Below are 25896 nucleotides of genomic sequence, written 5' to 3' on the forward strand. Positions count from 1 at the left end.
ATGACTTTTGTTTATTTTCTGGCAATCGCTATTTCTCTCGATCTGCTCATCGGTGATCCCAGCTGGTATCCTCACCCGGTAAGAGGGGTAGGGTGGCTGATCGGGCGACTTGAAACAATCTGCCGTTTCTTAGGACTTACCGGACGTGTTGGCGGCGGGTGTACCGTTTTTTTTGTCGTAGCGCTCACCCTGGCTGTTATTTTGGGGGTGCTGTCGATTGCTTCACTGGTGGGCCCGGTTGTCGAGGCGATTGCAGCAATTTTTATTGTCTACACGGCAATCGCCTGTCGCGACCTTATCCGCCACAGTCTCTCGGTCTATCGGGTAATACGGGAAAATTCCCTTGAACAAGCAAGAAAAGAAGTAGCCAAGATAGTGGGAAGAGATACAAGCGCGCTGTCTGAAGAAGATGTGGCGCGTGCGTGCGTGGAAACCGTTGCCGAAAATATGGTGGATGGTATAACCGCACCTCTTTTCTTCGCCGTGGTTTTTTCTTTTTTCTCCCCTGTACTGTCCCTTTCTCCCATCGCCTGCGGGGCAGTTGGCGCTTATTTCTACAAGAGTATCAACACCATGGATTCGATGATTGGGTATAAAAACGAACGGTACCTCGAGTTCGGCAGATATGCTGCAAAAATCGATGATATCGTCAATTTCATACCGGCTAGACTCAGCGGATTATGCCTCATAGCAGCTTCTTTTATGCTGCGTCTCAACTATCGCGATTCGGCCAGGATCTTTTTCCGCGACAGGCTCAATCACGCAAGCCCCAACGCCGCACACCCTGAAGCAGCTGTCGCCGGCGCCCTCGGCGTACGGCTCGGGGGAGCCAACGTATATTTCGATAAAATCGTAGAGAAACCGTTTATCGGCGAAAAAACCAGGACCTTGACCCCGGAGGATATCAAAACCGCCAACCGGCTTGTTGTCGGTGGCTCCGCAATATTTGTCATGATAATAATCGGATGCGGACTTGCCTTCGGACAGTGGGGATGACTGTTTTGCAAAATATTGATACTGCAGGCTATAACCTTATTAATAAACAGTTACAGGGAGAAGACGTATGGAAAGAACATTTGCAATCATCAAACCCAACGCGCTTGCCGACGGTAATGCCGGGAAAATTATCAGCAGGATCTACGAGGAAGGATTCACCATAGTTGGTCTGAAAAAACTATATCTCAGCAAGATAGAAGCGGAGGGGTTCTATCATGTGCACCGGGAGCGCCCGTTTTTTGACGAGTTGACCGATTTTATGGCCAGCGGTCCATGCATTGTCATGGTGCTGCAGGCCGACAATGCAATCACCAGATGGCGCGAGCTTATGGGCGCCACCGACCCTGCCGAGGCAGCGGAGGGCACCCTCAGGAGAGAGTTTGGCAAAAGTGTCGGGGTAAATGCGACCCACGGATCCGACGCGCCGGAAACAGCCGCATTTGAGATCGGATATTTCTTTTCCGGACTTGAATTACTGTAATATTTGAAATCTTCGGGGGCGGAAAGGAGCATCTTACCGCCCCCACCCGAAAACTCACTCATCTGTTTTGGTGCCGGTGTCGACCACCCGGCAGTTTATCTCCCCCTGATGGAGCATGACGTTGACCGTATCACCCTGCTCCACGTCAATGCTTGCCCGCAACACCCTGTATTCACCAAGTCCTTGATCAAATTTTCTTGCGATGGCATACCCCCTGGCCAGGGTGGCAAGGGGGCTGACACTGTTGAGTATGGCGGCTTGTCTGCCAAGATCCGCCTCTTTTTGCCGGAGAGTGCGCAGGATGGCGTGAAACATCAGTGTTTTCGAATGGTGCAGTTTGCTTTGCTGTAATTCGATCCTGTTCGACGGCGAAAGACCGCGGAGTTTAACCGTTTCCGCATTGACTCTTCTTTCCATCCGGCCAAGACTCTCAGCCATCGCCGAGACCAGATAGTTCGAACTCATCTCTACCCTGTGCTCTGCACCCTGCAGTAATCCGGTGATTGCCGAGAGTTGCCTGACCTTGTGGCGGTACTGCTGATGGGCAACAGTCAACAGATGTCTCATCACCCTGGCCAGTCGCGTCTTGTGCGAATTCACCAGGGTTAAAAGAGCTTCGCTGTCGGGAACCAGTCGTTCGGCGGTACCGGTTGGCGTCGAACACCTGAGATCCGCGCAAAAATCGGCGATGGTAAAATCCGTTTCATGGCCGATGCCTGTCACCACCGGGACCGTGCATCGATGGATTGCTTCGGCAACCCGTTCGTCGTTGAATGCCAGGAGGTCTTCAAGCGATCCTCCGCCACGGCAGAGTACTATCGCCTGATATTGATCTCTTTTTTCAGCTTCTCCAATAGCTTTGCATATCTGGTCCACGGCTTCATCGCCCTGCACCCTGACCGGGAATACATGTACAACAATATCCGCTCTGCGGAGTCTGACGATTTTTAAAAAATCCTGTACAGCGGCACCGGTTGGTGAGGTGATAACCGCAATGGTCCTGACATAGGACGGAACATGTTTTTTCAGTTTGTCGTCAAAATAACCAAGAGCCAGGAGCTTCTTTCGTAACCGGTCATATTCAATCTGCAATTTCCCGGTACCGAAAAGTTCGATGCTGTCGACAATGAACTGATAATCTCCCCTGGGTTCGTAGACCGTGACCCTGCCAAAACAGACAACCTCCTGGCCGTCTTTGATATCGAGGTCGATAAACCTTTTCTGCTGCTTGAAAAGTACGGTTCGCAACTGAGCCGAGCTGTCCTTGAGGGTGAAATATGAATGACCGGAAAAAGGGGTCTTCAGGTTGGAAATTTCCCCACAGACTCTGATAAATCTGTACTCCTTTTCAAGGGTTGATTTGATTGAGCTGGTCAGCTCGCTGACGGTTAAGATTGCACTGTTTTCGTTCTGGTACATAATGATACGGCCTTTTGCAGTTCAGGATAGGATCTGTGCTGTTACAGTTGGACAGAGCTCTTTGTATGGTATATATTGGTGGATTTCATATATATTGGTGAGAAGTAATATACCACAAACTTCTAAGGAGGAAAATCGCATGTCGCAGGAGAGTGCGTTTAATAAACGACTGGCCCCGGAAACAACCATGGACAAGATTGAAGGGATTCTTGAACACTTCAATCTGCCGCCCAACGTCATCGCCTTTATCCGTCGGAACAAAAAAGCGATAATTGCGATTATCTGCGTTGCGGTCATATGTGTCGTTTCCTGGTCGCTCTATAATTCCTATCAGAAAAAGCTAAAAGAAAAAAGCTCATCGGCACTTTCGCTTGCGCTCTCGTCCGCTGACAGTGCAAGGAGTGCGGCCCTTGGTAAAGTCATTGCCGATTATGCAGGGACTTCCGCCGCTTTATGGGCGGAGGTGGAACTCGCCCATACCGACATGAAAAACAAAGACTATACCGATGCGGCACAAAAGTACAGCGCCATAACCGATGAAGTGGACCGCGATAATCCGCTTTACGGACTCGCCCTTTATGGACATGCTCAAGCCCTGGAGGCGATGAAATCGTATAGTGAGGCGACAGCGCGATACGAGATGCTCCAGGAGATAACCGGCTATAAACTTATAGCCTATCTGGGAAAAGGACGGGTTGAAGAGGAGCAGGGAAATCTGGAACAGGCAATCGCCATCTACAATAACTTCCTTCTCGACGTCGGGGACGATCCCGAATTTTCCCAGGCGAAGACGGAAATCGAAACACGAATGGCACATGTAAAAGCCATGGAGAAATAACTAGGCACGATTCCAGAAGAAGCGGTCGCCACAGCTTTTTTTGTGGGTGTGAAATTTTAAAACTTGTAACAGGAGCATGACATGCCCGGGTTTGAAGTTTTTGGAGAAGAAGAAAAGCAGCAGATAATGGACGTGCTAGATACGGGCGTACTCTTCCGGTATGAATTCAACGAGCAGCGACAAGGGGTCTTCAAGGTAAAAGAGTTCGAAGAAAAGTTTGCAAGATACTGCGGGGTCGGGTTCGGTCAGGCGGTGACCTCCGGGACTGCGGCGCTGAAAGTCGCCCTCATGGCTCTTGGGGTAGGCCCGGGAGACGAGGTCATAACCCAAGGGTTCACCTTTGTTGCCACCTGGGAGGCCATCCTTGACGTTGGCGCAATTCCCGTTTTCACGGAAATTGACACTACCCTGAACATGGACCCCCGCGACCTTGAGCAGAAAATAACCGATAAGACCAAATGCATTATCCCCGTTCACATGCTCGGGGCGCCGGCAAGAATAGAGGAAATCACTGAAATCGCATCCCGGCACAACGTTTACGTGCTCGAGGATACCGCCCAGGCGGCGGGAGCCACCATTGGCGGCAGGCGTCTCGGGTCCTTTGGTAACTGCGGCACCTTTTCCTTTGACGCGGTAAAAACCATGACCACCGGCGAAGGCGGGATGGTCGTCACCGATGATCAACACCTGTGGCAAACCATGTCAGAATACCATGACCACGGCCACGATCACCAGGTCAATCCCGGCGGAAGGGGAGGGGAGGGGCGCAGGTTTATAGGTTTCAACTACCGGATGATGGAGCTGCAGGGCGCAATCGGCCTTGCCCAGCTGCAAAAGCTCGACTCGATGATAGCCTCCCAGCAGAAGCACAAGACCCGGCTCAAGGAAGCTGCTGCCGCAATTGATAAGGTGAGTTTTCGGCACCTGATCGACGAGAAAGGAGATTCAGCAACATTTTTCACCTTTACCATGCAGGATAAAGATCATTGTCGACGGATCGGTGATTTTCTCAAACAGCAGGGGTTCGGGGCAATAAATTTCAGTGAAAACAGCTGGCACTATTATCCGCAGTGGGAACACCTCCTTGAGGGGAAAACACCATGTGAGTCGGGATATCCCTTCATCGGAAGAGGCGGTAAACGCAGGATTATATATGACCCCAAGGCCCTGCCAAACTCATCCGCCCTGCTTGAAAGAACCCTGGTTTACCCGGTTTCTGTAAAGATGGAGCCGGAGCGGCTGGACGCTTTGTGTGATGCGCTCAAAAAAGCGGCCAGTGTATAACCGCTGCATGACGTAAAAATCCTGCTCTTTTGGGGCGGGATTTTTTTTATTCCACGCTGTTATCGGGTGGCTCGTGATATCCGGTGGTCCATTTAAACGGGTGCGGGCTACTTATAAAACTTGTGTCGGCCGAACTGGTTGAGATATGTGAACTGGCTTGACCAGTCTGGTGCGATATTGTCGAGATGGTAGTGGGTTGCGCCATGGGTGAAATCTTCGGTTCTCAGCGCAATGTAAACGGATCTCATGCATTCAAGAAATGCCTTCGGATCGTCGGGAAGATATGAATCTTTCTGAAATGTCCAGCTGAACTGGTAGGGTTCCTGGACGACTTCCTTGATGGGGCGCTTACTTTCGTTTGCCCTGTTCAGCGTAACCAGGGCTACCGCAACCTGTCCGATTTGCGGTTCGGATCTTGCTTCGTGATACACATTGAGTGTAAGCCAAAGCAAACCTTCCAGAACTGTCATTGTTTCTCTCCAGCAATCCCACTGAACTCTTTTTGACCCTCAGGAATGTTGCCTGAACGGAGTCCTCGCGGCCATTGTCGCTAAAACGGAGCCGCTAGTGCGGGTATCACATCGAAATTGCAATTCTCTTTTATTCTTTTATATTTTTGCAGGTGTCTGCGAAAAATATGGATAAAAAAAACACCTTCAAAACAGTAGATCAAAACATACGTAAAGTCAAGGTTAGGTCTTAGCGTAACCGGCGGTGCGCACTCGTAACAAGGTAATAGACACGTCAAGGGAAGGGGGGCGGTTTATAACTGTATCAACAACAAAGAAAGGCTCAGGAATATGTACGGACAAGGGTGGACGCCTTGAAGTTGCCATCGACGTCCACCCTTGTTTGAAATTTTCCGGCAAGATCAGGCTGCGGATAAGCTCGGAATATTTGGCGCTGTAAAAAACGGCAGGATACTCTGGCCGGCACGTCTTGTCTTGTGTGCCATTTCGCCGATAGCCGCGTAGGCACCGTTTCTCTTGATCTCCACGACTTCCCAGCTTTCCGGGGAGGCGGCTATGGCCTTCATCAGTCCAAGATGCTGAGCATGCCCGCCCTTGTACGCCTTGACATGACCTAGAATAGGGCACCCGAGCAGCGCCAGGTCTCCTACCAGGTCAAGAACCTTGTGGCGGATAAACTCGTCGTCGTATCGCAGGCCGTCTTCGTTCAGTACCGATTTCCGGTTCCAGTGTATCGCTATCACATTGGCAAGAGAGCCTCCAAGTGCCAATCCGTTCGCCCATAATTCTTCTACCTGCTCGACATACCCGAAAGTCCTGGCCCTGGCTATTTCCTCTTCAAACCCGCCGCCCAGAAGATCGAAGGTGTATTTCTGTTTGTTGATTAAAGTATCGTCGAAACAGATCTCGCCCGTAACCTTGAACCCGTCGTAAGGCTCGATGGAAAGATGTTTGTCTCCTTCCGTGTAGCTCACAGTTCTGGTGATGCGCAATGCCGTCTTCAACGCCTCCTGCCTGCTTTTTCCGGTTGTTTTCAAAAGCTTGTAGAAAGGCTCGGCGCTCCCGTCCATTATCGGCACCTCGTCGGAATCGAGCTCTATACGAGCGTTATCGATACCAAAACCCTGTATGGCCGCCAGCAGATGCTCAGTGGTGGACACCCTGAACTGCTCGTTTCCCAGGGTAGTAGCCAGCTGGGTGCCGACAACCTTGTCCATATGGGCGTTGAGAAAGACGTCGCCCGGCAGGTCTGAGCGGTAAAATCTTATCCCGCTGTTCACCGGTGCAGGCTTGATAGCAAGATTTACGGTCCTTCCGGAGTGAAGACCGACTCCGCAGCAACTTACCGTTTGCCGCAACGTATATTGAAATGGATCTATAGCCAAAGACATAATAATTCCTTATTGTTGTGTTGAGTTTGAATAACATTTGCAATATGTGTGCCAAACTCAGCAACAACTGCCTCGAGTCTTCATTGTTACACATTTACAATGAGTTACGCATGTCAGCAAGGAGGTTCGGTTGCTTGAGCCTGTGGGGAGAAAAACACGAAAACAGTGTGCGGTTTTTTTTTTGACACATGGCGCGCTAGGCTTGCTTCTTGATATTACAGGAATTAAATATGTCCAGCCTATCCATTACCAACTGTTCAAATTCGTGATCCGGGTTCTGCTCCACTACCAGTAGCGCGACGGGGAAATGGAGGTTGAGCCCTGCAAGCTTAACCCCGTCTTTTTCGGTGGTGACTAGCAGCCTCGCGCCCGCCGACTCTGCCTGGGATGCTAATTTGTCGAAGTGTTTCTGACTGTACGGCTGATGGTCGCCGAAGGCGGTGAAGCTGACAATCCGGCCCCCGGCTTCGGTAACTGAGGAGCGAAATCTTTCAGGGTTTGCGATCCCGCAGAAGACAGCTATCGGCACACCTTCTAAGCTTATCGTCTTTCTATCGTAAAATGATACGCAATTACAGATTGATATAGATGAATAGTAAAGTTTTTTCGAGATGAACTTTTGCGTCAGTAGGCTGCCGAAAGCCTCTGCTCTTTCCCGGTTTTGGCGATTGACGCCGGTTACTACAAAACAGTCAGCCCTCTTTAAGGAGGAAACCGGCTCCCTGAGATGGCCGGCCGGCAGAACCCTGCTGTTGCCAGCAAGAAAAGTGGCGTCGAACAGGACGATATTGAGGTCCCTTTCAACGGCCATATGCTGGAAACCGTCGTCCAGGATAATGCAGTCGACCTGAAAACGTTTTAGCGCTTCATTACAGGGGTGAATGCGTTTTTTGCCGGTCAGCACGGGTATTCCCGGAAGAGAGCGGGCAAGCAGAACCGGTTCATCGCCTGCCTGCTCGGCATCGAGAAAGACACGGCTGGTGTCGGACACGATGTTATACCGGTTACTTGCCTTTCCTCGGTATCCTCTGCTGACCACTGCAACCTTATGCCCTTTATTCTGCAGATATTTTGCAAGAAACTGCACCATAGGCGTTTTTCCGCTGCCGCCCAGCACAAGATTGCCAACCGAAATGACCGACACCGGCAGGGTGTGGCGCTTGAGAATATTTTTGGAATAGAGATATTGCCTGAGTTTCATCGCCAGACCATAAAACGGACTGAAGGGTCGGCCGCATGAGAAAAAAAATTGATGATTAAAATTCATGGTTTCAGCAAAAAAAATGGACAAAAAAATTACTTTCAGCAGTTTTAGATTTTGCAAAAATAACAGTAAAAGACTACTATCATGACTTTGTTGTATATGCTCATTCTTTACGGTATTTTTCAATACTTTTAAAGAATGGAGGGGAGATCACACATTTTTTTATATTGATGGAGGAGAATATGAAGCTACAACTTAGTGGGAAGCTGCTTTCAACGGCGGCCTGTTTTATGATCGCTTTGTCTGCGCCAGCTCTCAGCAGTGCCGCTGATACTATAAAATTCGGAGTGGCCGGAGCCCACAGCGGAGACCTCGCCTCCTACGGCCTGCCTACCGTTAAAGCTGCCGAACTGGTGGTTGAAAAAGTCAACGCCAACGGCGGAATCAACGGCAAAAAAGTTGAGCTTCTGGTTGAAGATGACGTATGCAAGCCCGAGGTTGCAACCAATACCGCCACCAAACTTATTTCCGACGGCGTGGACGTGGTTCTCGGACATATCTGCTCCGGCGCCACTAAGGCGGCTCTGCCGATCTACAGCAACGCCGGCGTTCTGGTCATGTCTCCTTCCGCGACCAACCCGGCTCTTACCCAGAGCGGAGAATATCCCAACTTTTTCAGGACAATCGCCCCGGATGATGCCCAGGCGAAGATAGACGTCGAGTTTGCACTCAACAATCTTGGATACACCAAGATCGCCGTGATCCACGACAAGGGCGATTACGGCAAGGGATTTGCCGAGTTTGCCAAAAAATTTCTTGAAGACTCCGGCAAGGCGGAGGTTGTTCTATACGAAGGCGTGACTCCCGGTGCGGTGGATTACTCGGCGATAGTACAGAAGATCAAGAGATCCGGCGCCCAGGCGGTAATGTTTGGCGGCTATCACCCTGAAGCATCTAAAATCATCTCCATGATGCGCAAGAAAAGGCTGAAGACCGATTTTATCTCCGATGACGGGGTAAAAGACAACACCTTTATCAAGGTTGCCGGTAAAGACGCGGAAGGCGCATACGCCTCAGGACCCAAGGATACCACCAAAAATCCACTGTCCATACAGGCGGTTGAGGAACATAAGGAAAAGTATGGTGCAGATCCTGGCGCATTTTTTGAAAATGCCTACTCGGCAGCGCTCGCTATGCTCAACGCTATAGAAAAGGCCGGGTCAACCGATCTGGACGCTCTAAAAAAGGCGCTCCAGACCGAGAAGGTCGATACTCCCGTAGGGTCCATCTACTTTGATGATAAAGGTGATGCGATCGGGGTCGGGTTCTCAGTGTATCAGGTCCAGAATGGCGAATTTGTAGAACTGTAACGGTTGTTGATATCTTTCTAAAATCTACCTGAAGCTGCTGCAGGTTCGTTGCCTGGGCAGTTTCAGGTACTTTTTTTTGTGGTAACCTATGGATTATTTTATCGAACTTTTTTGCAGCGGCATTACCCGGGGAGCTATCTACGCCCTGATAGCGCTCGGATATACCATGGTATACGGAATTATCGGGCTTATAAATTTTGCCCACGGTGAAATCTACATGATCGGCGCGTTCACCTCTTTTATCGTTGCTACGGTACTGTCCATATACGGCTTTCCGCTGCTGGCGATAATAGTCGTTGCCGGGGTCGCGGCAGCTGTATGGTCAAGTGCTTACGGCTTTACCATTGAAAAGATTGCATACAAACCGCTGCGTCACGCTCCGAGGCTCTCGCCCCTGATCAGTGCGATCGGTATGTCGATTTTTTTGCAGAATTATGTGTTGCTCGCCCAGACTTCGGATTTTCTCCCTTTCCCTGAGCTCATACCCGACTTCGCGTTTATGGAACCCATCGCCCACATCGTCGGATCTTCCGATCTGGTCATACTTATCACCACCACCGTCGTCATGATCATTCTCACTTTTGTGATCAAGTTCACCAGGATTGGCAAGGCGATGAGAGCAACCGCTCAGGATCGCACCATGGCCATGCTGGTAGGCATCAACGTCAACAATGTCATCTCCGCCACTTTTATCATCGGTTCGGCACTTGCCGCCATAGGCGGTATGTTGATTGCCTCGCATATCGGCCAGATCAACTTCTATATCGGCTTCATCGCCGGTATCAAGGCTTTTACCGCTGCAGTACTCGGGGGAATCGGCTCAATACCCGGCGCCGTACTCGGCAGCCTGGTTCTCGGCCTCACCGAAAGTTTTGCAACCGGCTACGTCTCAAGTGACTATGAGGATGTTTTTGCTTTTGCTCTGCTGGTTTTAATACTGATCTTCAAGCCATCCGGCCTGCTCGGCAAGGATGAAACACAGAAAGTGTAAGCTCCCGGTTACTATGTTCACTCTTAAAGAAATCAAAAAAACAGTCCTTATCTCGTTATGGTTCGTCTTTCTCACTTTTCCTTTAATGGTAATCAAGGTCGACCCCATCGAGAAAACTGTCCTGTGGCGATGGCACAACGCCTTGTACGTTGCCATCGGAATTTTCTGTATCCGGTGCCTGATTGAATTTTTCAGACACCGAAAACAACAAAAAGAAAAAAAGAAAAAAAACAGCAGCGACGATTCGCAGGCGCTGATTCATCGCATTCTTGTCGATCCCAGAAAACGCAACATCATGCTTGGGGTGCTTCTTTCCTTAGTTGTCATTTTTCCTTTTGTTTTCGATACCTACCAGACCAATATAATGATCACCGCCCTTATGTACGTGGTCCTGGGGCTTGGGCTTAACATCGTGGTGGGAATGGCCGGTCTGCTCGACCTCGGCTTCGTTGCATTCTATGCGGTTGGTGCTTATTCCTACGCACTTTTAAATCACCACTTCGGCCTCGGGTTCTGGGCGGTTTTGCCAATCGGCGGAGGACTGGCAGCATTTGCCGGTATCCTGCTCGGATTTCCGGTCCTCCGGCTCCGCGGCGATTACCTTGCTATTGTCACCCTGGGCTTTGGTGAAATAATACGGTTGATTCTTGAAAACTGGAACGAGTTCTCGATGGGGCCAAGCGGTATATCGAATATCGACCGGCCCTATTTTTTCGGCATCAACCTCTCCCTTGAACACTCGATCCTCTATCTCTACTACATCATGATCTTGTTCCTGATCGTGACGATTTTTATCGTGAACCGACTCCAGAACTCAAGGCTGGGCAGAGCGTGGATTGCCCTCAGGGAAGACGAGATCGCCTGCCAGGCCATGGGGATCGATAAGCGGAAAACCAAGCTGGTCGCTTTTGCCCTTGGGGCTTTCTGGGCCGGCGTCGTAGGCGTTATTTTCGCAGCAAAGACAACCTTTATCAATCCGGCAAGCTTTACCTTTCTCGAGTCGGCCATAATCCTTTCCATTGTCGTTCTAGGGGGGATGGGGTCGATCGTGGGCGTTATATTTGGCGCGCTCATTCTGATCCTGTTGCCGGAATACCTTCGCGCCCTGTCAGAGTACCGCATGCTTGCCTTTGGCGCAATCCTGGTGGCGATGATGGTCTTCAGGCCCCAGGGACTCATCTCCAAAATCCGCAGAACCTATACATTCAAACAAGAATAACCGGAATTGTTAACGTAACATGACAACCCCAATACTAAAAGTAACCGGCTTAACCATGGACTTTGGCGGAATCCGTGCCCTGGACTCAGTGGACCTGGATGTCCGGCAGGGTGAGATTGCCGCTCTTATAGGCCCTAACGGTGCAGGGAAAACGACTTTTTTCAACTGTGTCACCGGGATCTACATACCTACCGCAGGTGAGGTGATGCTCACTCCTGCAGGTTCGAACAAAAGTAAAAACCTCAAGGGACTCAAACCCAACCAGGTAACCCAGCGCGGCCTGGCAAGAACATTCCAGAACATTCGTCTGTTTTCGCGAATGACTGTTCTTGAAAATGTGATGATCGGCAGACACTGCCGGACCAAGGCTTTCATCCTCGGAGCAATTTTGCGAAACCGGGCAACTCGTCGGGAAGAGAGGAAAATTCTTGAATACAGTTATGCGCTTCTGGAAAAGGTGGGACTTGCCAATCAGGCTGATGAATTTGCTGAAAATCTTTCTTACGGTGCGCAAAGAAGGCTTGAAATTGCCCGGGCGCTTGCCACCGAACCGCTGCTGCTGCTGCTCGACGAACCGGCTGCCGGGATGAACCCCCAGGAGACCAAAGAGCTTGACGAGCTGATCAAAAAAATCAGCCGGGAAGGTCAGGCAATCCTGCTGATCGAACATGACATGAAATTGGTCATGAGCCTCTCCGACAGGATTTTCGTCATGGATTACGGGAAAATGATAGCCAAGGGAAATCCTGCGGAAATTCGCACCAACCCCGATGTGATAAAAGCCTACCTCGGTGAATAATTTTATGCTTAAACTTGAAAACGTACAGGCAGGCTACGGCAGCATCATTGCCTTGAAAGGTGTCAGCCTCAATATAGAACAAGGTGAAATCATAACCCTGATCGGAGCAAACGGGGCCGGCAAAAGTACCACCCTGATGACCATCTCCGGAGTTGTTAAAAGCCGCTCAGGCAAGATATTGTTTAACGGTTCGGAAATCCAGGACAAGGGGTCGGATGAAATCGTGAGGATGGGAATATGTCAGGTTCCTGAAGGGCGGCATATATTTCCCCAGCTCTCTGTACAGGAAAATCTCGACATGGGTGCCTTCCTGAGAAAGGATAAAGGCGGCGTGAAAAAGGATCTGGAATATGTCTTCGACCTCTTTCCGATTCTCGCCCAGCGTCGTCATCAGGATGGCGGAACACTCAGCGGCGGGGAACAGCAGATGCTTGCGATGTCACGGGCGCTGATGGCCAGGCCTCAGCTGTTGCTCCTTGACGAGCCGTCGATGGGGCTTGCGCCGCTGGTCATCAAGCAGATATTTGAGATAATCAAAGAAATCAACGAATCGAGCAACACCACTATTTTTCTGGTGGAGCAGAACGCCAACCAGGCTCTGCAGGTGGCTCACCGCGCCTACGTCATTGAGAATGGCGAGATCACCTTGTCAGGTGATGCCAGGGAGCTGCTCACCAACGAAAAAGTGCAGAAAGCGTACCTGGGGATCTGATCACCACCAATGTTTTCGGGGTGAGACCTCGTTTTTTTTGTATGGCAACGTTGAACAATGTGTAAAAATGTGATGATAGTTGCCGGAGAGGCTTCCGGAGACCTGCATGGTGCTGGTGTCGTCAGAGCGATGCGCCGCCTTGATCCAACACTTCATTTTCTGGGAATGGGCGGAGAGGAGCTCAGGGAAGCAGGGGTTGACATCGTTTTCGACGCCAAGAAACTGGCGGTCATGGGAGTTCTTGAAGTAGCTGCAAAAATAAGAGATATCGTCTCGGCCCAGCGCATCCTGCGCAAACGACTTCAAGAAGAGAAAATTGACCTGCTCATTCTCATCGATTTTCCCGATTTCAACCTCAAGCTCGCAGCCTGTGCCAAAGCTCTTGGTATTCCGGTTTTTTATTATATCTGTCCCAAAGTGTGGGCGTCTCGAAGTTCGAGGATAAAAACAATCCGAAAAAGAGTGGACAGGCTGGCGCTCATCCTCCCGTTTGAAAAAGAGTTCCTCGGCCAAAGGGGCGTGGAGGCTGAATATGTGGGCAATCCTCTTCTGGACTGTGTCTTTCGTAAGCGCAGCCGCGAGCAGTTCCTGACGACCCATGGTATAGACAGCAAGGCACGATGCATCGGTCTGTTGCCCGGCAGCCGAATGAGTGAGGTTAACTCACTGCTGCCGCTGTTTTTGCAGGCAGCCTGCAAACTTGGCCAGGCTAGAACAGAAGAGCTTGTTTTTCTGGTGCCAAAAGCGGCAACCATCTCCCGCCAAGCGCTGGGGGAGGCTGGAGTCGACAGATACAGTAATCTTGTCAATATCAAAATCATCGAGGACGACAGATACGAGATGATGGCTGCCTGCGACTGCGTAGTCGCCGCATCGGGAACCGTTACCCTGGAACTGGCCCTGCTGACCACGCCCATGGTGGTCGCCTACCGGCTGGCTCCCGTCACCTATGCTCTTGCCAAGTGCCTGGTGAAAATTCCCTTTTTTTCCCTGGTGAATCTTATCGCAGGGTACAGGGTCGTGCCGGAACTGCTGCAGCATGAGGTCACTCAAGAGAGAATTGTCCACGAGCTTAATCTGCTCCTGAACAGTTATCAGCAGAGGACAGATATGATCCGGGGACTGCAAAGTGTGAAAGAAAAACTCGGCAAGCCCGGAGCATCGGCCCGCGCCGCGCAGCTGGCCTTGGGGTTGCTTGACAAAACAGGATGAAAAAGATGGGCGACGACAGGTTATCCGATCAAGATCCTGAAACCTGCGATCAGCCGGTGCATATTGAAATCGACGGGGTGCTGGACCTGCATGGATTCTCCCCCAAGGATCTTAAAACTCTCATCCCCGATTACATTGACGAATGTCTGGCACGCGGTATCAGAGAAATACGCCTGATACATGGCAAAGGCATCGGCAATGTCCGAAGATCGGTTCACGCCCTGCTTGCGAGAAATACCAAGGTTATCTCTTTTTACCAGCCGGACAATTCGTCCGGCGGCTGGGGGGCGACAATTGCCAGACTGAAAGCTGAAAAAAACGGATAACCTTTATTTTCCAAAGTTGCAGATCGGGTAACGGCATGTCGGACAATTACGGCACAACCCGCCATGGCCAAGTTCTGCCAGCTGTTTACGACCGATCTTTTCCCCGATCAGGATTCGTGGAAGAATCAGATCGAACACCGTGATCTTGTGATACATGCCGCAAGCCGGGATTCCCACCACCGGAACTGGACCTATAAAACCGCAAAGAAGCATGGCGCCGGGCAGCACCGGTGTGCCGTAGGTGACATCCACAGCACCAGCACCAATGATTCCTTCTCGTGTGACATCGTCGGGGTCAACCGACATGCCGCCACTGGTCACAATGAGTTCTGCGCCCGCATCAATACAGCGATGAATCTCTTCAGCTATTATTTTTTTGTCATCGGGAGCCCGGCGCACCACGGTCAGCTCCGAGCCCAACGCCTTGACTTTTTCCCTTAGTACCTCCTCGAACCGGTCCTCTATCCGGTTGTAGAAAACTTCGTTGCCGGTGATCACCAGGCCAATCCTGTATTTTCTGAGCGGTACGACATTTATCACCGGAGTGGTGCCGGACAGGGCCGAAAGGGCTTTTTCAACGACCTGCCTGTCGCAGACAAGGGGGATGAGACGGGTGGCGGCGACGATCTCATTCTGCTGGACCGGGGTGTTGTCATGGAGCGTGGAGCAGATGACATCACCCAGGACATTGAAATCGTAAAGACGGTCTCTGTCTACCTTCAACAGTCCGCTACACCCGGCTTTAAGGACTATTTTCCCTTCTTCCGGGTTTTTGGAATAGACGATGTTGGGGCCGGCAAGGCCTGCCGCCAGAAGGGTGGCGGCTTCATTTTCATGGATCTCGTTTTTCGCAAGCGAGAGAACATAGATGTGGTCCTTGCCAAGCCGCTTGAGATGTTCGATATCCGATTCCGCTATAATATGTCCTTTCTTGAAAGCAGTGGTCTTTTTTACGTCTTTAATTATTTCCGTAATGTCGTGAGGAATAACCTGGCCTACAGCTTCTTCCACCGGTACCGTTTTCAGCATGTTTTACCCTTACGAGAATTTCTGTGTTAAAGATTTACAGGCAGCCATCAACGAGGTTGACGGGGAAAAGTCCTTTAACGTCATAAATAACGGATTTTTCCTTGCCGAGCTTTTTCAGGTCGTCAATGCTCATTTCCCTGAACTGCCTGTGGGCGACAGCTATTACGATACCGTCATAACTTTCGGGCAAAAGCCGGTCGACAAGGGTGATACCGTAGGCTTTTGCCGCCTCCTGCGGTTCAACCCAGGGATCGTAGACATCGACGTCGATGCCATATTCTGCAAGTTCACTTATTATATCGGTTACCTTGGTGTTTCTGAGGTCGGGACAATTCTCCTTGAACGTTAGCCCCATGACAAGCACCCGGCACGACGAAGTGTCAATCGATTTTCTCAGAAGCATCTTGATGACCGAGGTGGCTATATGGTGGCCCATACTGTCGTTGAGCCGCCGGCCGGCGAGGATCATGTTGGGATGATATCCCAGTTCCTGGGCTTTGTGTGTCAGATAATAGGGGTCGACGCCGATACAATGGCCGCCGACGAGTCCCGGACGAAATGACAGAAAATTCCACTTTGTCTCAGCGGCTTCAAGAACTTCGTTGGTATTAATGCCTAGTTTTTCGAAGATCAGGGCCAGTTCATTGACCAGGGCTATATTTACGTCGCGCTGGGTGTTCTCGATAACCTTTGCCGCTTCCGCCACCTTGATGGAACTGGCTTTAAAGGTACCGGCGGTAATTATCGATCGGTAGAGGCTGTCAACGAACTCGGCCGACTCCGCGGTGGAGCCGGAGGTAACCTTGACTATCGTCGGCAATCGATGGTCCCTGTCGCCCGGATTGATTCTCTCCGGGCTGTATCCGCAAAAAAAATCGCGGTTGAATACCAGCCCCGATCTCTGCTCAAGCAAGGGGACGCACACCTCTTCGGTGGCGCCCGGGTAAACAGTTGATTCGAAAATCACCATATTACCCTTTTCGAGCACTTCTCCGACAAGGCTGGAAGCCGACTGCAACGGGTTGAGATCGGGTCTTTTTGCTGCATCGATAGGGGTGGGAACCGCCACGATATAGACATTGCACTTTGCGGTGTCTGAAATATCGGCACTATAGGAGAGATGAACCGCTCCAGACAGTTCCTGGTCGGTTACCTCCAGGGTGGTGTCGCAGCCTTCCCTCAACGCTTTGATCCTTCCGGGGTTGAGGTCAAATCCTATGGTCCGGTATTTTTTGCCGAACTCCACGGCCAGCGGCAACCCCACATATCCCAGGCCGATGACGCCTATGGTAACAGTCCCGATATCCGGTAGCATTGCGGGTATCATGTCAAAATTTTGGTCCTTCTGGTCCGTAGTATATCAACCCCTGCGTATCTGTCTCAAGTACCCGGACACTGAAGATTCGATGATTGTCGTCGGTAAGCCTGGCCCGGACTTCTCCATAGATAAACTCTGCAATATATTCAGACGATGGGTTCTTTTCCTGAAAGTAGGGCAGGGTGTTGAGATCGTGGTGATCGAGCAGGTCTATGACCTCCTTGACCACTTTTTTCAAGAGTGTAAAGTCCATCCCCATGCCGCACTTATCCACTTTCGCGGCACGAACTGTTACCCGTACCTTCCAGTTATGACCATGAGGTTTTTCACAGTCTCCGGGATAGTCGCGCAGGTGATGGGCTCCGGCAAAATGAGTATCTATAAATATATCGTACATCAGGATTCTCCTTATATTCCTGTAAGTTTCTCCGTCATTGCAGCTGTTGGATTGCTCCGGCAAAAGCCGTTGACACATTAATACTTTCCATATCATTAATCATCTTATTTTTACAAAACAATTCCCTGCGTTATCATTGGTGATTTATTTCAAATAATGACGGTCTGTTCCTCAGAAAAACAGTACAAAAAAACGCACTGGCGGTTCGGGATGACAAGATCGGCTGGTTGTCGAGTCTGATTTTTGTTACATTTGTTGTAAATGATTGGCAGCTATTACGATATTACCAGGAACAATACACCGAATTTTATGATGTTTAAAAAACCTGTAACCTCCGACACACTTTTTAACGGCAGGGTGATTCTCTACCAGCACCGGGATGGATATCGTTTCTCGATGGACCCGGTACTGCTTGCTCACTTCGCCGAGGTCAAGAAAGATGGTAGAGTTCTCGATCTGGGAACAGGATGCGGGGTGATTGCTCTTATCCTGGCCTACCGCTATAACAGGGAACTGTACCGGGTGTCGGCGATAGAGGTGCAGCAAGGGCTGGCCACCCTTGCCCGGGAAAACTTTAAAGCAAACCGCAAATTTAATTGTCTCGGCGAGGTCTTCAGGGGGGATATACGCTCTATAAAACAGTTCGTTGACGCGGAAAGCTACGATATGATCACCTGCAACCCGCCGTTTTATACTGAAGGTCAAGGGCGGCAAAGCGTTGAAGAGGAAGCACGGCTGGCAAGGCACCAGCAATCTGGCGGCTTGAGGGATTTTCTTGTAGCGGCAAGGTTTGCGCTTACAAACAGGGGGTGCGGGTATTTTATCTATCCGGCGGAACAGACTGCAAGCCTTATCTCGGAAGCGTCGTCACTGGGGTTTGGCGTCAAGAAGATCAGGTTCGTCTACAGTTATCCGGCCATTACCAGACCCGCTCAGCTGGTAATGATCAAATGCGTCAAGAACGGCAGAAAGGATTGTGTTGTCCTTGATCCTCTTTATATCTACCGCGAAAAAAACGGCCCTTATACACAGGAGGTCGCCGAGTATTACAAGTCGTAGAAACCACGTTGGTTTCCAGAACCGGATTTGGTTACAGCCGGTACTCACGCATAATTTTTTCTGCACACCGAAAAGGCAGCGTATTCAACCAGAGAATTGATATCGTAAACCGGTATGGTGATCGCTTCCTGGATCGGCTTGGAGAAAGCGCTGAGATCGGTGCACTCGAGAATAAGAGCGTCGAGATTGTTTTCAGTTGCCACTGTGGTTGCGGAGTCGATAATTTCGCTTTCAAGCTTTACCATATCGAAATAGTTTCGTTTGCCTTCGATGATGGTTTCCCAGAATTCCGGATAGCCTTCCATCCCTCTGATAACAAAATCCTCGATTCTGGTTCCGCACTGGACAAAATGGTCCAGGGTGAGCGCCGCGGCGCTCGCTGTCAGAATGCCGATCCTGGCATGTGCCCCATGCATAAGCCGGACCATGAAAGCCTGAACGATACTTGAGGTGAAAACCGGGATATTGACCGCCTCCGCCAGTTGGGACTGAAACCTTGCGAGAAAACCGCAGCTGCCTGTTATCGCCTTGACGCCATCTTTTTCAAGCTGCTGCGCACCCTCGATAAATGGACGGATCAGCTCCGGGGTGGGATTAAAGAGCAGGGTGGGGATATCCACCTCGTCGATAACCTTGCATATTACCGGGAAATCAAAAGTTTCAGGGTTTCTAACATGTCCTTTTGGCTTGGGAAAACTGCTGTTGAGGCAGAGCACCCCGACCGGGGTGTCGTGGTAACGGCGACCATCTTTGATATTTTTCGTATTTATGGCTTGTTCTCCTGTTTTTCTCAATATGTTCCTGCAAGCAATCAACTCAATTTTAAACGCAAAACGGTTTAAAGGGGCCGTACCTGATGTGACGGCCCCCGGGATATGAAGTTATTCTTTCATCTTCTGGGCTGCTTCGTTCATAATATCGTAGGTGACTTTCAAGTCTTTGACCCACTCCTCACCGTAGCGGAAATCAACTACCGCACCCATGTTCTCATACGCTTTGAGAACTTTTGGGTCCTTCATGACTTTCTTGGTTACCTCGACGAGTTTGTTGACAACTTCCTCGGGAACGCCCTTGGGGGCGAAGATGCCGGACCAGCCTTCAAAGCTGCCCTTGATGCCGTAATCACCAAAGGTGGGAACTCCCGGGTATGCATCCATCTTCTGATTCATGACAAGAGCCCTGGCACGTCCGGCCTTGATGTGGGGGCCGAAAGCGGGAGGGAAGGAGACTGCGGAATCGATATGGCCACCGACGACCGACACCATCGACTCCGCAGTAGTATTTGCGTGAACGTATTTCGGGGTGTATCCGGCCTGGTCGGCGATGATGCTCGCCAGGATTGTGCCAGAAGAAGCCGCCCCCCATGAACCCTGGGTAACGGTTTTTTCTTTGGCGGCCTTGATGAAGTCATCAAAGGTCTGGAACGGGCTGTCGTTTTTTACAATAATGCCCAGCGGTACCGCGGTCATCTTGACTACTGGCACAAAGCTGTCGAAGTCATAGGGTGTTTTGCTGAAATTAGGTGTTACCAGGACGTTGCTCAGTCCCGCGTTGATCAGCGTGTAGCCGTCTTTTTTGGCGTTGGCTACAAAGGTGGTGCCGACCACACCGCCGCCGCCTGCCTTGTTGATGACCACCACCGGATTACCGAGTTCCTTTTCCACGGCATCTGCCCAGACACGGGTGGTCAGATCGGAATCTCCGCCTGCACCCCAGGGGACAATAACGTTTATCGGCTTTTTCGGATACTCGGCGTGTACCGATGCTGCGATAAGGGTAACCGCCATTACCGCTGCTACCTTAACCAGTTTTTTGCTCCATTTAATCATGACTTTTCCTTTTGGTTGCGAAGTTGACACATATGATCTTTATTGTCCAATAAAGATCCTCCTACACTTTATCCGCTACCGCCTCGCCCTGTTCTAGGCAGGCGGAATCGTTTCTTTTCACTTTTGCTCTTTTTCTCTGACGTATGGTTGAATAGACCGACAGCGCTGCCAGGCCTGTAAATATCCAGGCAAACGGGGTGGTGAAATACATGGAGTAGTTGTCACCTACTATGGCGACGGCCTGATCCATATTCTGTTCAAGCATCGGGGTCAGAATAAAGCCGATCAGGTAAGCCGCCGGGTTGAGTCCTACAAGTCGCATGCCGAAACCGAACATGGTGAACAGGATCAGCAGGAGCACATCGTTGATGTTCTGGTTTGTGGTGAAGGAACCGGCAAAGGCGAAGATGGTGACACACGGGAAAATGTAGTATCGCGGCACCGATGCAATCTTGGTCCAGAACTTGAAACCGATCCTGGCGAAAAAGAGCAAAAAGAAGTCAGTCAGTAAAAAACCGGCGAAAATTCCGTAGATAACCTGGGTGTGCTCGAAAAAAATTGTCGGCCCGGGAGTTATCCCCTGGATTAGGAACGCCCCGAACAGTAGAGCTGTTACGTCGTCTCCGGGAATAGACAGGGTAAGCATCGGGATCATGGCCGCACCGCAAACGGCGTTGTTGGCCGATTCCGCGGCGGCAATCCCGCGGATGGACCCGTTGCCGAATTTCTCCGGATTTTTCGCAGTACGCCTTGCCTCGCCATAGGCAAGAAAAGCCGCCGTGGTGGAGCCGAGGCCGGGCAGGGAACCGATAAAAGTGCCGATTCCCGAGGATTTGATAATGGTCCCCAGTACCGAACGATACTCTCTCCAGCTGATGCGGTTGTCCTCTGGGTTGGGGGACACTGTAAGCTTGAGATTGCCTTGGGCGCTGTTACGTTGCCTGATGGCGATGATCACCTCCGGCATGACCAGCACCCCTATCAGCATAGGGGTAAAGGTAAAACCGCTCATCAACTCCGGTATTCCGAAAGTGAAACGGGTCGCCCCGGTAATCGAGGACATCCCCACCGTCGCAAAGAGCATGCCGAGACAGGTGGAAAGCAACCCGCGGGAGATCGACTCGCCGGTCACCGAGCCGATCACCGTGAAAGCGAAAAACAACAGATAGACACGTTCGATGGGTCCAGCTTTGAGCGAGATAAGCGAGATCGGGGCGGCGACAAAGATCAGGACCAGAGTACTCAGCATCTCCCCGGTTACCGAGGCGTAGAGCGCCATACACAGCGCCTTGCCGGACTTGCCCATCCTGGTGAGAGCGTGACCGTCCTGGGCAGTGAGGAAAGCCGCCGCAGCGCCAGGGGTGTTGATCAGAATTGCCGAAATGGAACCGCCGTAAATGCCGGCTTTATACACCGCCAGCAGCATGGTTATGCCGACAACCGGCTCGACATAAAAAGTAAGCGGCAGCATGATGGCGATAGCCATGATAGCGGAAATCCCCGGGATGGCGCCAAAGATAATGCCGACGATTACGCCGATAATAATACCGACGATGGGCCCGACGCTGAATATGGTCGCAAAGCCTTGTAAGATATTTTCAATCATTGTCAGCCTCCGTTACGACAGGGACCAGGTAGGCAGAAATACCCGCAGGTACTGGCTGCAACCGTAGTAGATGAGAATCGGGACGATGACAGACATGATCCCGATAAGGATCCAGTTGCGTCCGCCTAAAAGATACGCTATGGCTAAAATAACAAAGGGCGTGGCGACCAGAAAACCGAGATGGGGAGAGGCAAGCCAGTAGAGGATGAAAATCGAAAAGTAGATTCCCACCCCGCCAAATCCCGTGGTATTAATATGCTCGTGGATGGTGAGTTTTTCTCGTTTTTTCAGTTTAACCAGCGATTGGATGCCGATAGTTCCGGAAAAAATGAGAATAAATACGGCAATGAGCCGTGGTACAAACATGGATCCAAGCTCCGTTTCCATGCCCCCTTCGACCAGCTTATCGTTTGTCAGGATTATCAGCGAAACGGTAATAAGCGCCGCAGATAATATCACATCAATTTTTCTTCTGTTCATTGGGTTCCCCTGCAGAGTCTTGTATTTTGCTAGTTCCTCGGATGGAAAGCGTGGTTGTTAGGTGTCGGCAGGCTCCTCTGTATACACCCGGCAATAGTTTTCCAGCGAAACCGGCCTGAAAGGTTGTCTTATATGTAAATTTCCAACCTTGTCAGGAGTGGTTGACTGGGCCGCAGCGACAATCTCGGCAAGCGGAGTCCCGCACATCCGCCCCTGGCAGGGCCCCATGCCGCAGCGGGTATGGAGTTTCACCTCGTTGACGTCGCGGTTGCCCTCTTTGGCTATCTTTCTGATATCTTTTGCGGTAACCGATTCGCACCTGCAGACAATGGTCTCGTCGGGTACGCCAAAGATATCGGGGTGCGGGGCGAACATATATCGCAGGAAACTACGGGCGATACGAATTCTGCGCAACTGCTTCAGATGTTTTTCCGACCTGAAGGCAGCCTCGCCCTTGGTGATTACCCCAATTTTTCTGGCGACATCGATTCCTGCCAGGGTTCCCTTGATTATACTCGCGTCTCCGCCGTGAACATAGTTAGCATCTCCGGCCAGGTAAATGCCGTCTATGCTGGTTGCCCCGAAATCGTCCGTTACCGGGTACCAGTAGCGCTGCACTTTGTCCCATCGATGAAGAGCTCCCATCGAACGCAGGATGTGGGTCCGGGGAATCACTCCCTCGTGGCGAAGCAGGCAGGCAGCGTCTATTTCATGCCTTTTGCCGCCTTTTTCATAGACAACTCTTTCAACCCTGGTGTCGCCCGCCGCCCTGATCTGTTTTACACCGGTAACAAAGGGAATTTTTCCGCCGAGGATCTTTTTTGCCATCGCCTTGCCCTTGGACATGTAACCTGCATCGAGAAAAGACCAGGACATGAACGCACCTCCGGCAAACCTTTTCGGCCAGCAACCGGTGTCGAGCCAGGCGGCGATGTTCACCCCATTGTCAAGAAGGTGACAAGCTACAAGCAGCAGCAGCGGGCCGTTGCCGGCCAGCACCACAGGATCACTTGACTCTCTGGTCAGAGTGCCTCCTGAGCGGAGCAGAATATCAGCACCTCCTGCAGTAATAACCCCGGGAAGGGTCCAGCCGGGAAATGGTACCGGCCGCTCCATGGCCCCGGGAGCTATAACCACGCAGGCGCCATGCAGCAGCCTGGCCCCGTCTTTATCGGTGCACGATACCCTGTTCGGCTCCACCCCCCACACGACGGTATCGGGATAATATTTAATTTTTGCCGCACGAAAGTTTCGGACTAGCTCCAGGCCTCTTTGTCTGTCCCCGTCATCGAGGAGGGACTGGCCAAGCGGGGTTTCGATATTCCGAAACAGTTGTCCTCCAGGGGAGCTCTGTTCGTCTACCACGGCAACTTCGAGCCCACAGCTGCTGGCCGAACATGCCGCAGCAAGTCCTGCCGGGCCACCACCTATGATTATCAGGTCGGTTTGATTTTCCATCACTTTGCCTCTGGTACCTTCAGCTGTCTCTTGACAACCATGCCATCCTCAACGCTCACCAGACAGGTCTGAACGTTTTCTTCACCGTTTACTTCCATCATGCATTCAAAACAGACTCCCATGAGACAGTACGGCGCCCTTGGGGTTTTATCCACCGGGTGAACACAGGTACACCCCAAATGAAGATGTCCAAGTACCGCAGCCGCCACCGAAATACCCGTCGGGACGGTAACCTCTTTGTCATCTACGGTCAGGGTGACCGTAGGCTGTAGACCGTTTTTCATAACTTTTACCTATAACTGACAATCATAACCAAAGCGTTTTAAGGTCATACTGGCGGCAACATCGGGTAACCCGGCGCCAACGATAAAATCCGGCAAATAACGGGCGTGTGCTGCTGCCAGCGTCACGGCGCTGTGGGTGTTTAACAAAAACGCTCTCGGATGGCCCGGAAGAGTGGAGTAGATTGCCTGTTTATCCTCTGGCATCACCCGCAGCCCGCTCCAGGCACGGATAAGCCTTTTTTTACCGAGTTCGGGCCATACCCGGGTGGCCCATATTCCTTCAGTGGCAACATCTTCCGGGACGATTCCGGTATCGTGTCCTGAAAACTCGTGTCTGAAACCTATAATAACAGTTCCGCCGAAGGTCTGGGACACACCGAGAACCGGAATCGGCATGACATAGGGCATCCTTTCAACCAGCAGCACCTGGCCCTTGTCAGCATAGACCGGCAACTCCGGCAGGGCAAAACGGGCGAGCCGTCTATTTGCAAGGCCTGCCGCCAGGACCACCCGCTCGCAATTCAAGGGCCCTTGCTCCGTTATAACCAGGAACCCTCCGTTTCGGGGTTGCACCTCGTAGGCGACCGTTTCGATAAAGGTTCCGCCCAGCTTTGAGAAAGCAACTTTGAAGGCGCGCAATAGCGCCAGCGGTTCGATGATGCCGTCTTCCTCGCACCATGCCGCTCCGCTTACCTCCTTGCCGAATTTAATATGGGGGAGCTTTTTTTCAAGCTCGCCTCGGGAAATCATGCCTCCGGGATAACTGTCCAGGACTTGGCCCAGGTTTTCAATATACTCCCTGCGCGTATCGTATTCTCCCTCTCCCAGGCAGGCAATAATCCCGCCGCGATAATGTACCGGTATTTCTATTCCGCTGATCTTTTGCAGCTCGCGGGTAAGTTCGGGGAAAAGCCGCGCCGAATGAAACCCCCACCGGGCGTAGTCGGGCAGGTGAAGAAACTTGGATTGACACCAGATAAGCCCCACATTGGCCCTGGAGGCCATGTTGGTCCTGGTCGGCGCGTCGATCAAAGTCACCCTGCAACCCCTGGCTGCGAGCCCGTAAGCTACAGCAGCGCCGCAGATTCCTCCTCCGACAATGATGATTTCATGGTCTGGAATACTTTTTGAACGTGATCTAGTCATGGTGTCGTCATTGGGGCAAAAGGGTAATGTATCACTCGGTATCAGGATTTTTTTTGAAAGCTATGCAGTCAACTTCCACCCGAAGATCACTCATCATCGACGCCTGGACGGTAACCCGGGCGGGAGCATGCTCCGCGGTGAAATATTGTTCATACACCTTGTTGAACTCACCGAAATCACGCGGATCATCTATCCAGACACCTACCCTGACCACATCGTCGAGACCATATCCAGCCATTTCCAGTACAGCCTTCAGGTTGTCAAGGGTTGCCCGCGCCTGCACGCTCATGTTCCCTGAAATTATCTGCCCTTCACTGTCGCGGGGTACCTGCCCGCTTACGTATAGCCAGCCTTCAGCTCCCGCTGCTTTGGCAAAAGGCAGGCCGACATTTTTTGGGGTACCGTATCTCTTAATTGACATATCCATTTTTTCCCGGTCCTGACCCGTGTTGCGGATGCGATCCTCAGGGTCGACCTGTGATGATTTTATCTCGCCATAGACGTACAGAACATATGTTCTCTTTTTGCAGAGCTGTCTTGTAGCAAAATTTTACATATGGTATGAGTAAGTTGTATTG

27 protein-coding genes are annotated in these 25896 nt (G+C 51.2%); 12 read left to right on the plus strand and 15 right to left on the minus strand.

Annotation, left to right across the window (positions count from 1 at the left end):
* Both cbiB and ndk read left to right on the plus strand, forming a co-directional pair.
* A complete protein-coding gene (cbiB, locus tag BLQ17_RS08290; protein ID WP_092221738.1) occupies window positions 1-996 on the plus strand; it encodes an adenosylcobinamide-phosphate synthase CbiB in 996 nt (331 codons plus the stop codon).
* A gap of 67 nt (window positions 997-1063) precedes the next feature.
* Complete coding sequence (gene ndk, locus BLQ17_RS08295; protein ID WP_092221740.1) at window positions 1064-1477, plus strand: nucleoside-diphosphate kinase; 414 nt, start codon at window positions 1064-1066, stop codon at window positions 1475-1477.
* A gap of 54 nt (window positions 1478-1531) precedes the next feature.
* Here the strand turns inward: ndk and xseA are convergent, their stop codons facing one another.
* Window positions 1532-2896 carry an exodeoxyribonuclease VII large subunit gene (gene xseA, locus BLQ17_RS08300; protein WP_092221742.1) on the minus strand — a complete coding sequence of 455 codons (1365 nt, stop codon included), beginning with the start codon at window positions 2894-2896 and terminating at the stop codon, window positions 1532-1534.
* Between the two features lie 139 nt (window positions 2897-3035).
* On the opposite strand from xseA, the gene BLQ17_RS08305 reads away from it, so the two are divergent.
* Together BLQ17_RS08305 and BLQ17_RS08310 are read left to right on the plus strand one after the other, a co-directional pair.
* Complete coding sequence (locus BLQ17_RS08305) at window positions 3036-3734, plus strand: tetratricopeptide repeat protein (protein WP_176761141.1); 699 nt, start codon at window positions 3036-3038, stop codon at window positions 3732-3734.
* 81 nt (window positions 3735-3815) lie between these two features.
* Window positions 3816-5018, plus strand: coding sequence for a DegT/DnrJ/EryC1/StrS family aminotransferase (locus tag BLQ17_RS08310; protein WP_092221746.1), 1203 nt, complete (start codon window positions 3816-3818; stop codon window positions 5016-5018).
* Window positions 5019-5125: 107 nt separating this feature from the next.
* Here BLQ17_RS08310 and BLQ17_RS08315 read toward each other — a convergent pair whose 3' ends face one another.
* The 3 genes from BLQ17_RS08315 to lpxK form a co-directional block, all read right to left on the minus strand.
* Complete coding sequence (locus BLQ17_RS08315; protein ID WP_092221748.1) at window positions 5126-5488, minus strand: cell wall hydrolase; 363 nt, start codon at window positions 5486-5488, stop codon at window positions 5126-5128.
* 401 nt (window positions 5489-5889) lie between these two features.
* Complete coding sequence (gene lpxC, locus BLQ17_RS08320) at window positions 5890-6879, minus strand: UDP-3-O-acyl-N-acetylglucosamine deacetylase (RefSeq protein WP_092221750.1); 990 nt, start codon at window positions 6877-6879, stop codon at window positions 5890-5892.
* Between the two features lie 196 nt (window positions 6880-7075).
* Window positions 7076-8146: a tetraacyldisaccharide 4'-kinase gene (gene lpxK / locus BLQ17_RS08325; RefSeq protein ID WP_143005465.1), complete on the minus strand. Its 1071-nt coding sequence runs from the start codon at window positions 8144-8146 to the stop codon at window positions 7076-7078.
* Window positions 8147-8325: 179 nt separating this feature from the next.
* Between lpxK and BLQ17_RS08330 the strand changes: the two genes are divergently transcribed.
* The 7 genes from BLQ17_RS08330 to BLQ17_RS08360 all read left to right on the plus strand — a co-directional run bounded on the left by BLQ17_RS08330 (window position 8326) and on the right by BLQ17_RS08360 (window position 14712).
* Window positions 8326-9453, plus strand: coding sequence for a branched-chain amino acid ABC transporter substrate-binding protein (locus tag BLQ17_RS08330; RefSeq protein ID WP_176761143.1), 1128 nt, complete (start codon window positions 8326-8328; stop codon window positions 9451-9453).
* 88 nt (window positions 9454-9541) lie between these two features.
* Window positions 9542-10444 (plus strand): branched-chain amino acid ABC transporter permease, encoded by a 903-nt coding sequence (locus BLQ17_RS08335; protein WP_092221754.1) that lies wholly within the window; start codon window positions 9542-9544, stop codon window positions 10442-10444.
* 13 nt (window positions 10445-10457) lie between these two features.
* On the plus strand, window positions 10458-11663 hold the full coding sequence (livM, locus tag BLQ17_RS08340) for a high-affinity branched-chain amino acid ABC transporter permease LivM (RefSeq protein ID WP_092221756.1): 1206 nt from the start codon (window positions 10458-10460) through the stop codon (window positions 11661-11663).
* A gap of 19 nt (window positions 11664-11682) precedes the next feature.
* On the plus strand, window positions 11683-12462 hold the full coding sequence (locus tag BLQ17_RS08345; protein WP_092221758.1) for an ABC transporter ATP-binding protein: 780 nt from the start codon (window positions 11683-11685) through the stop codon (window positions 12460-12462).
* Window positions 12463-12466: 4 nt separating this feature from the next.
* Complete coding sequence (locus tag BLQ17_RS08350; RefSeq protein WP_092221760.1) at window positions 12467-13174, plus strand: ABC transporter ATP-binding protein; 708 nt, start codon at window positions 12467-12469, stop codon at window positions 13172-13174.
* Between the two features lie 57 nt (window positions 13175-13231).
* Window positions 13232-14386, plus strand: a complete 1155-nt coding sequence (gene lpxB / locus BLQ17_RS08355) for a lipid-A-disaccharide synthase (RefSeq protein WP_092221762.1) — start codon at window positions 13232-13234, stop codon at window positions 14384-14386.
* Window positions 14387-14391: 5 nt separating this feature from the next.
* Window positions 14392-14712, plus strand: coding sequence for a Smr/MutS family protein (locus BLQ17_RS08360; RefSeq protein ID WP_092221764.1), 321 nt, complete (start codon window positions 14392-14394; stop codon window positions 14710-14712).
* Between the two features lie 3 nt (window positions 14713-14715).
* Here the strand turns inward: BLQ17_RS08360 and BLQ17_RS08365 are convergent, their stop codons facing one another.
* Genes BLQ17_RS08365 through queD form a run of 3 tightly spaced genes read right to left on the minus strand, consistent with a single transcriptional unit; the run spans window position 14716 to window position 17456 of the window.
* A complete protein-coding gene (locus BLQ17_RS08365) occupies window positions 14716-15741 on the minus strand; it encodes a molybdopterin-binding protein (RefSeq protein ID WP_092221766.1) in 1026 nt (341 codons plus the stop codon).
* A 34-nt stretch (window positions 15742-15775) separates the two neighbouring features.
* Window positions 15776-17056: a nucleotide sugar dehydrogenase gene (locus BLQ17_RS08370; RefSeq protein ID WP_092221815.1), complete on the minus strand. Its 1281-nt coding sequence runs from the start codon at window positions 17054-17056 to the stop codon at window positions 15776-15778.
* A 13-nt stretch (window positions 17057-17069) separates the two neighbouring features.
* Entirely contained in the window at window positions 17070-17456 is a 387-nt protein-coding gene (gene queD / locus BLQ17_RS08375) for a 6-carboxytetrahydropterin synthase QueD (RefSeq protein WP_092221768.1), read from the minus strand.
* A 309-nt stretch (window positions 17457-17765) separates the two neighbouring features.
* Here queD and BLQ17_RS08380 point away from each other — a divergent pair, with 309 nt between their 5' ends.
* A complete protein-coding gene (locus tag BLQ17_RS08380) occupies window positions 17766-18515 on the plus strand; it encodes a tRNA1(Val) (adenine(37)-N6)-methyltransferase (RefSeq protein WP_176761144.1) in 750 nt (249 codons plus the stop codon).
* A 44-nt stretch (window positions 18516-18559) separates the two neighbouring features.
* On the opposite strand, the gene BLQ17_RS08385 is transcribed toward BLQ17_RS08380, so the two are convergent.
* From BLQ17_RS08385 to BLQ17_RS08420, 8 genes are all read right to left on the minus strand, one after another.
* A complete protein-coding gene (locus BLQ17_RS08385) occupies window positions 18560-19309 on the minus strand; it encodes an aspartate/glutamate racemase family protein (protein ID WP_218121738.1) in 750 nt (249 codons plus the stop codon).
* An 87-nt stretch (window positions 19310-19396) separates the two neighbouring features.
* Window positions 19397-20344 (minus strand): Bug family tripartite tricarboxylate transporter substrate binding protein, encoded by a 948-nt coding sequence (locus BLQ17_RS08390; RefSeq protein WP_092221773.1) that lies wholly within the window; start codon window positions 20342-20344, stop codon window positions 19397-19399.
* A 61-nt stretch (window positions 20345-20405) separates the two neighbouring features.
* Window positions 20406-21950: a tripartite tricarboxylate transporter permease gene (locus tag BLQ17_RS08395; RefSeq protein ID WP_092221775.1), complete on the minus strand. Its 1545-nt coding sequence runs from the start codon at window positions 21948-21950 to the stop codon at window positions 20406-20408.
* Window positions 21951-21962: 12 nt separating this feature from the next.
* Window positions 21963-22430, minus strand: a complete 468-nt coding sequence (locus BLQ17_RS08400; protein WP_092221777.1) for a tripartite tricarboxylate transporter TctB family protein — start codon at window positions 22428-22430, stop codon at window positions 21963-21965.
* A gap of 57 nt (window positions 22431-22487) precedes the next feature.
* The gene (locus BLQ17_RS08405) at window positions 22488-23888 is read right to left on the minus strand and encodes an FAD/NAD(P)-dependent oxidoreductase (RefSeq protein WP_092221779.1); all 1401 of its coding nucleotides are present in this window, start codon (window positions 23886-23888) and stop codon (window positions 22488-22490) included.
* Window positions 23888-24172, minus strand: a complete 285-nt coding sequence (locus tag BLQ17_RS08410) for a (2Fe-2S)-binding protein (protein WP_092221781.1) — start codon at window positions 24170-24172, stop codon at window positions 23888-23890. The genes BLQ17_RS08405 and BLQ17_RS08410 overlap by 1 nt, the downstream gene beginning before the upstream one ends.
* A gap of 9 nt (window positions 24173-24181) precedes the next feature.
* Window positions 24182-25318, minus strand: coding sequence for an NAD(P)/FAD-dependent oxidoreductase (locus tag BLQ17_RS08415; RefSeq protein WP_092221782.1), 1137 nt, complete (start codon window positions 25316-25318; stop codon window positions 24182-24184).
* Window positions 25319-25349: 31 nt separating this feature from the next.
* A complete protein-coding gene (locus tag BLQ17_RS08420; protein WP_092221819.1) occupies window positions 25350-25739 on the minus strand; it encodes a RidA family protein in 390 nt (129 codons plus the stop codon).
* Window positions 25740-25896 lie beyond the last annotated feature (157 nt).

Source organism: Desulforhopalus singaporensis (assembly GCF_900104445.1).
GTDB classification, from domain to species: Bacteria; Desulfobacterota; Desulfobulbia; order Desulfobulbales; family Desulfocapsaceae; genus Desulforhopalus_A; species Desulforhopalus_A singaporensis.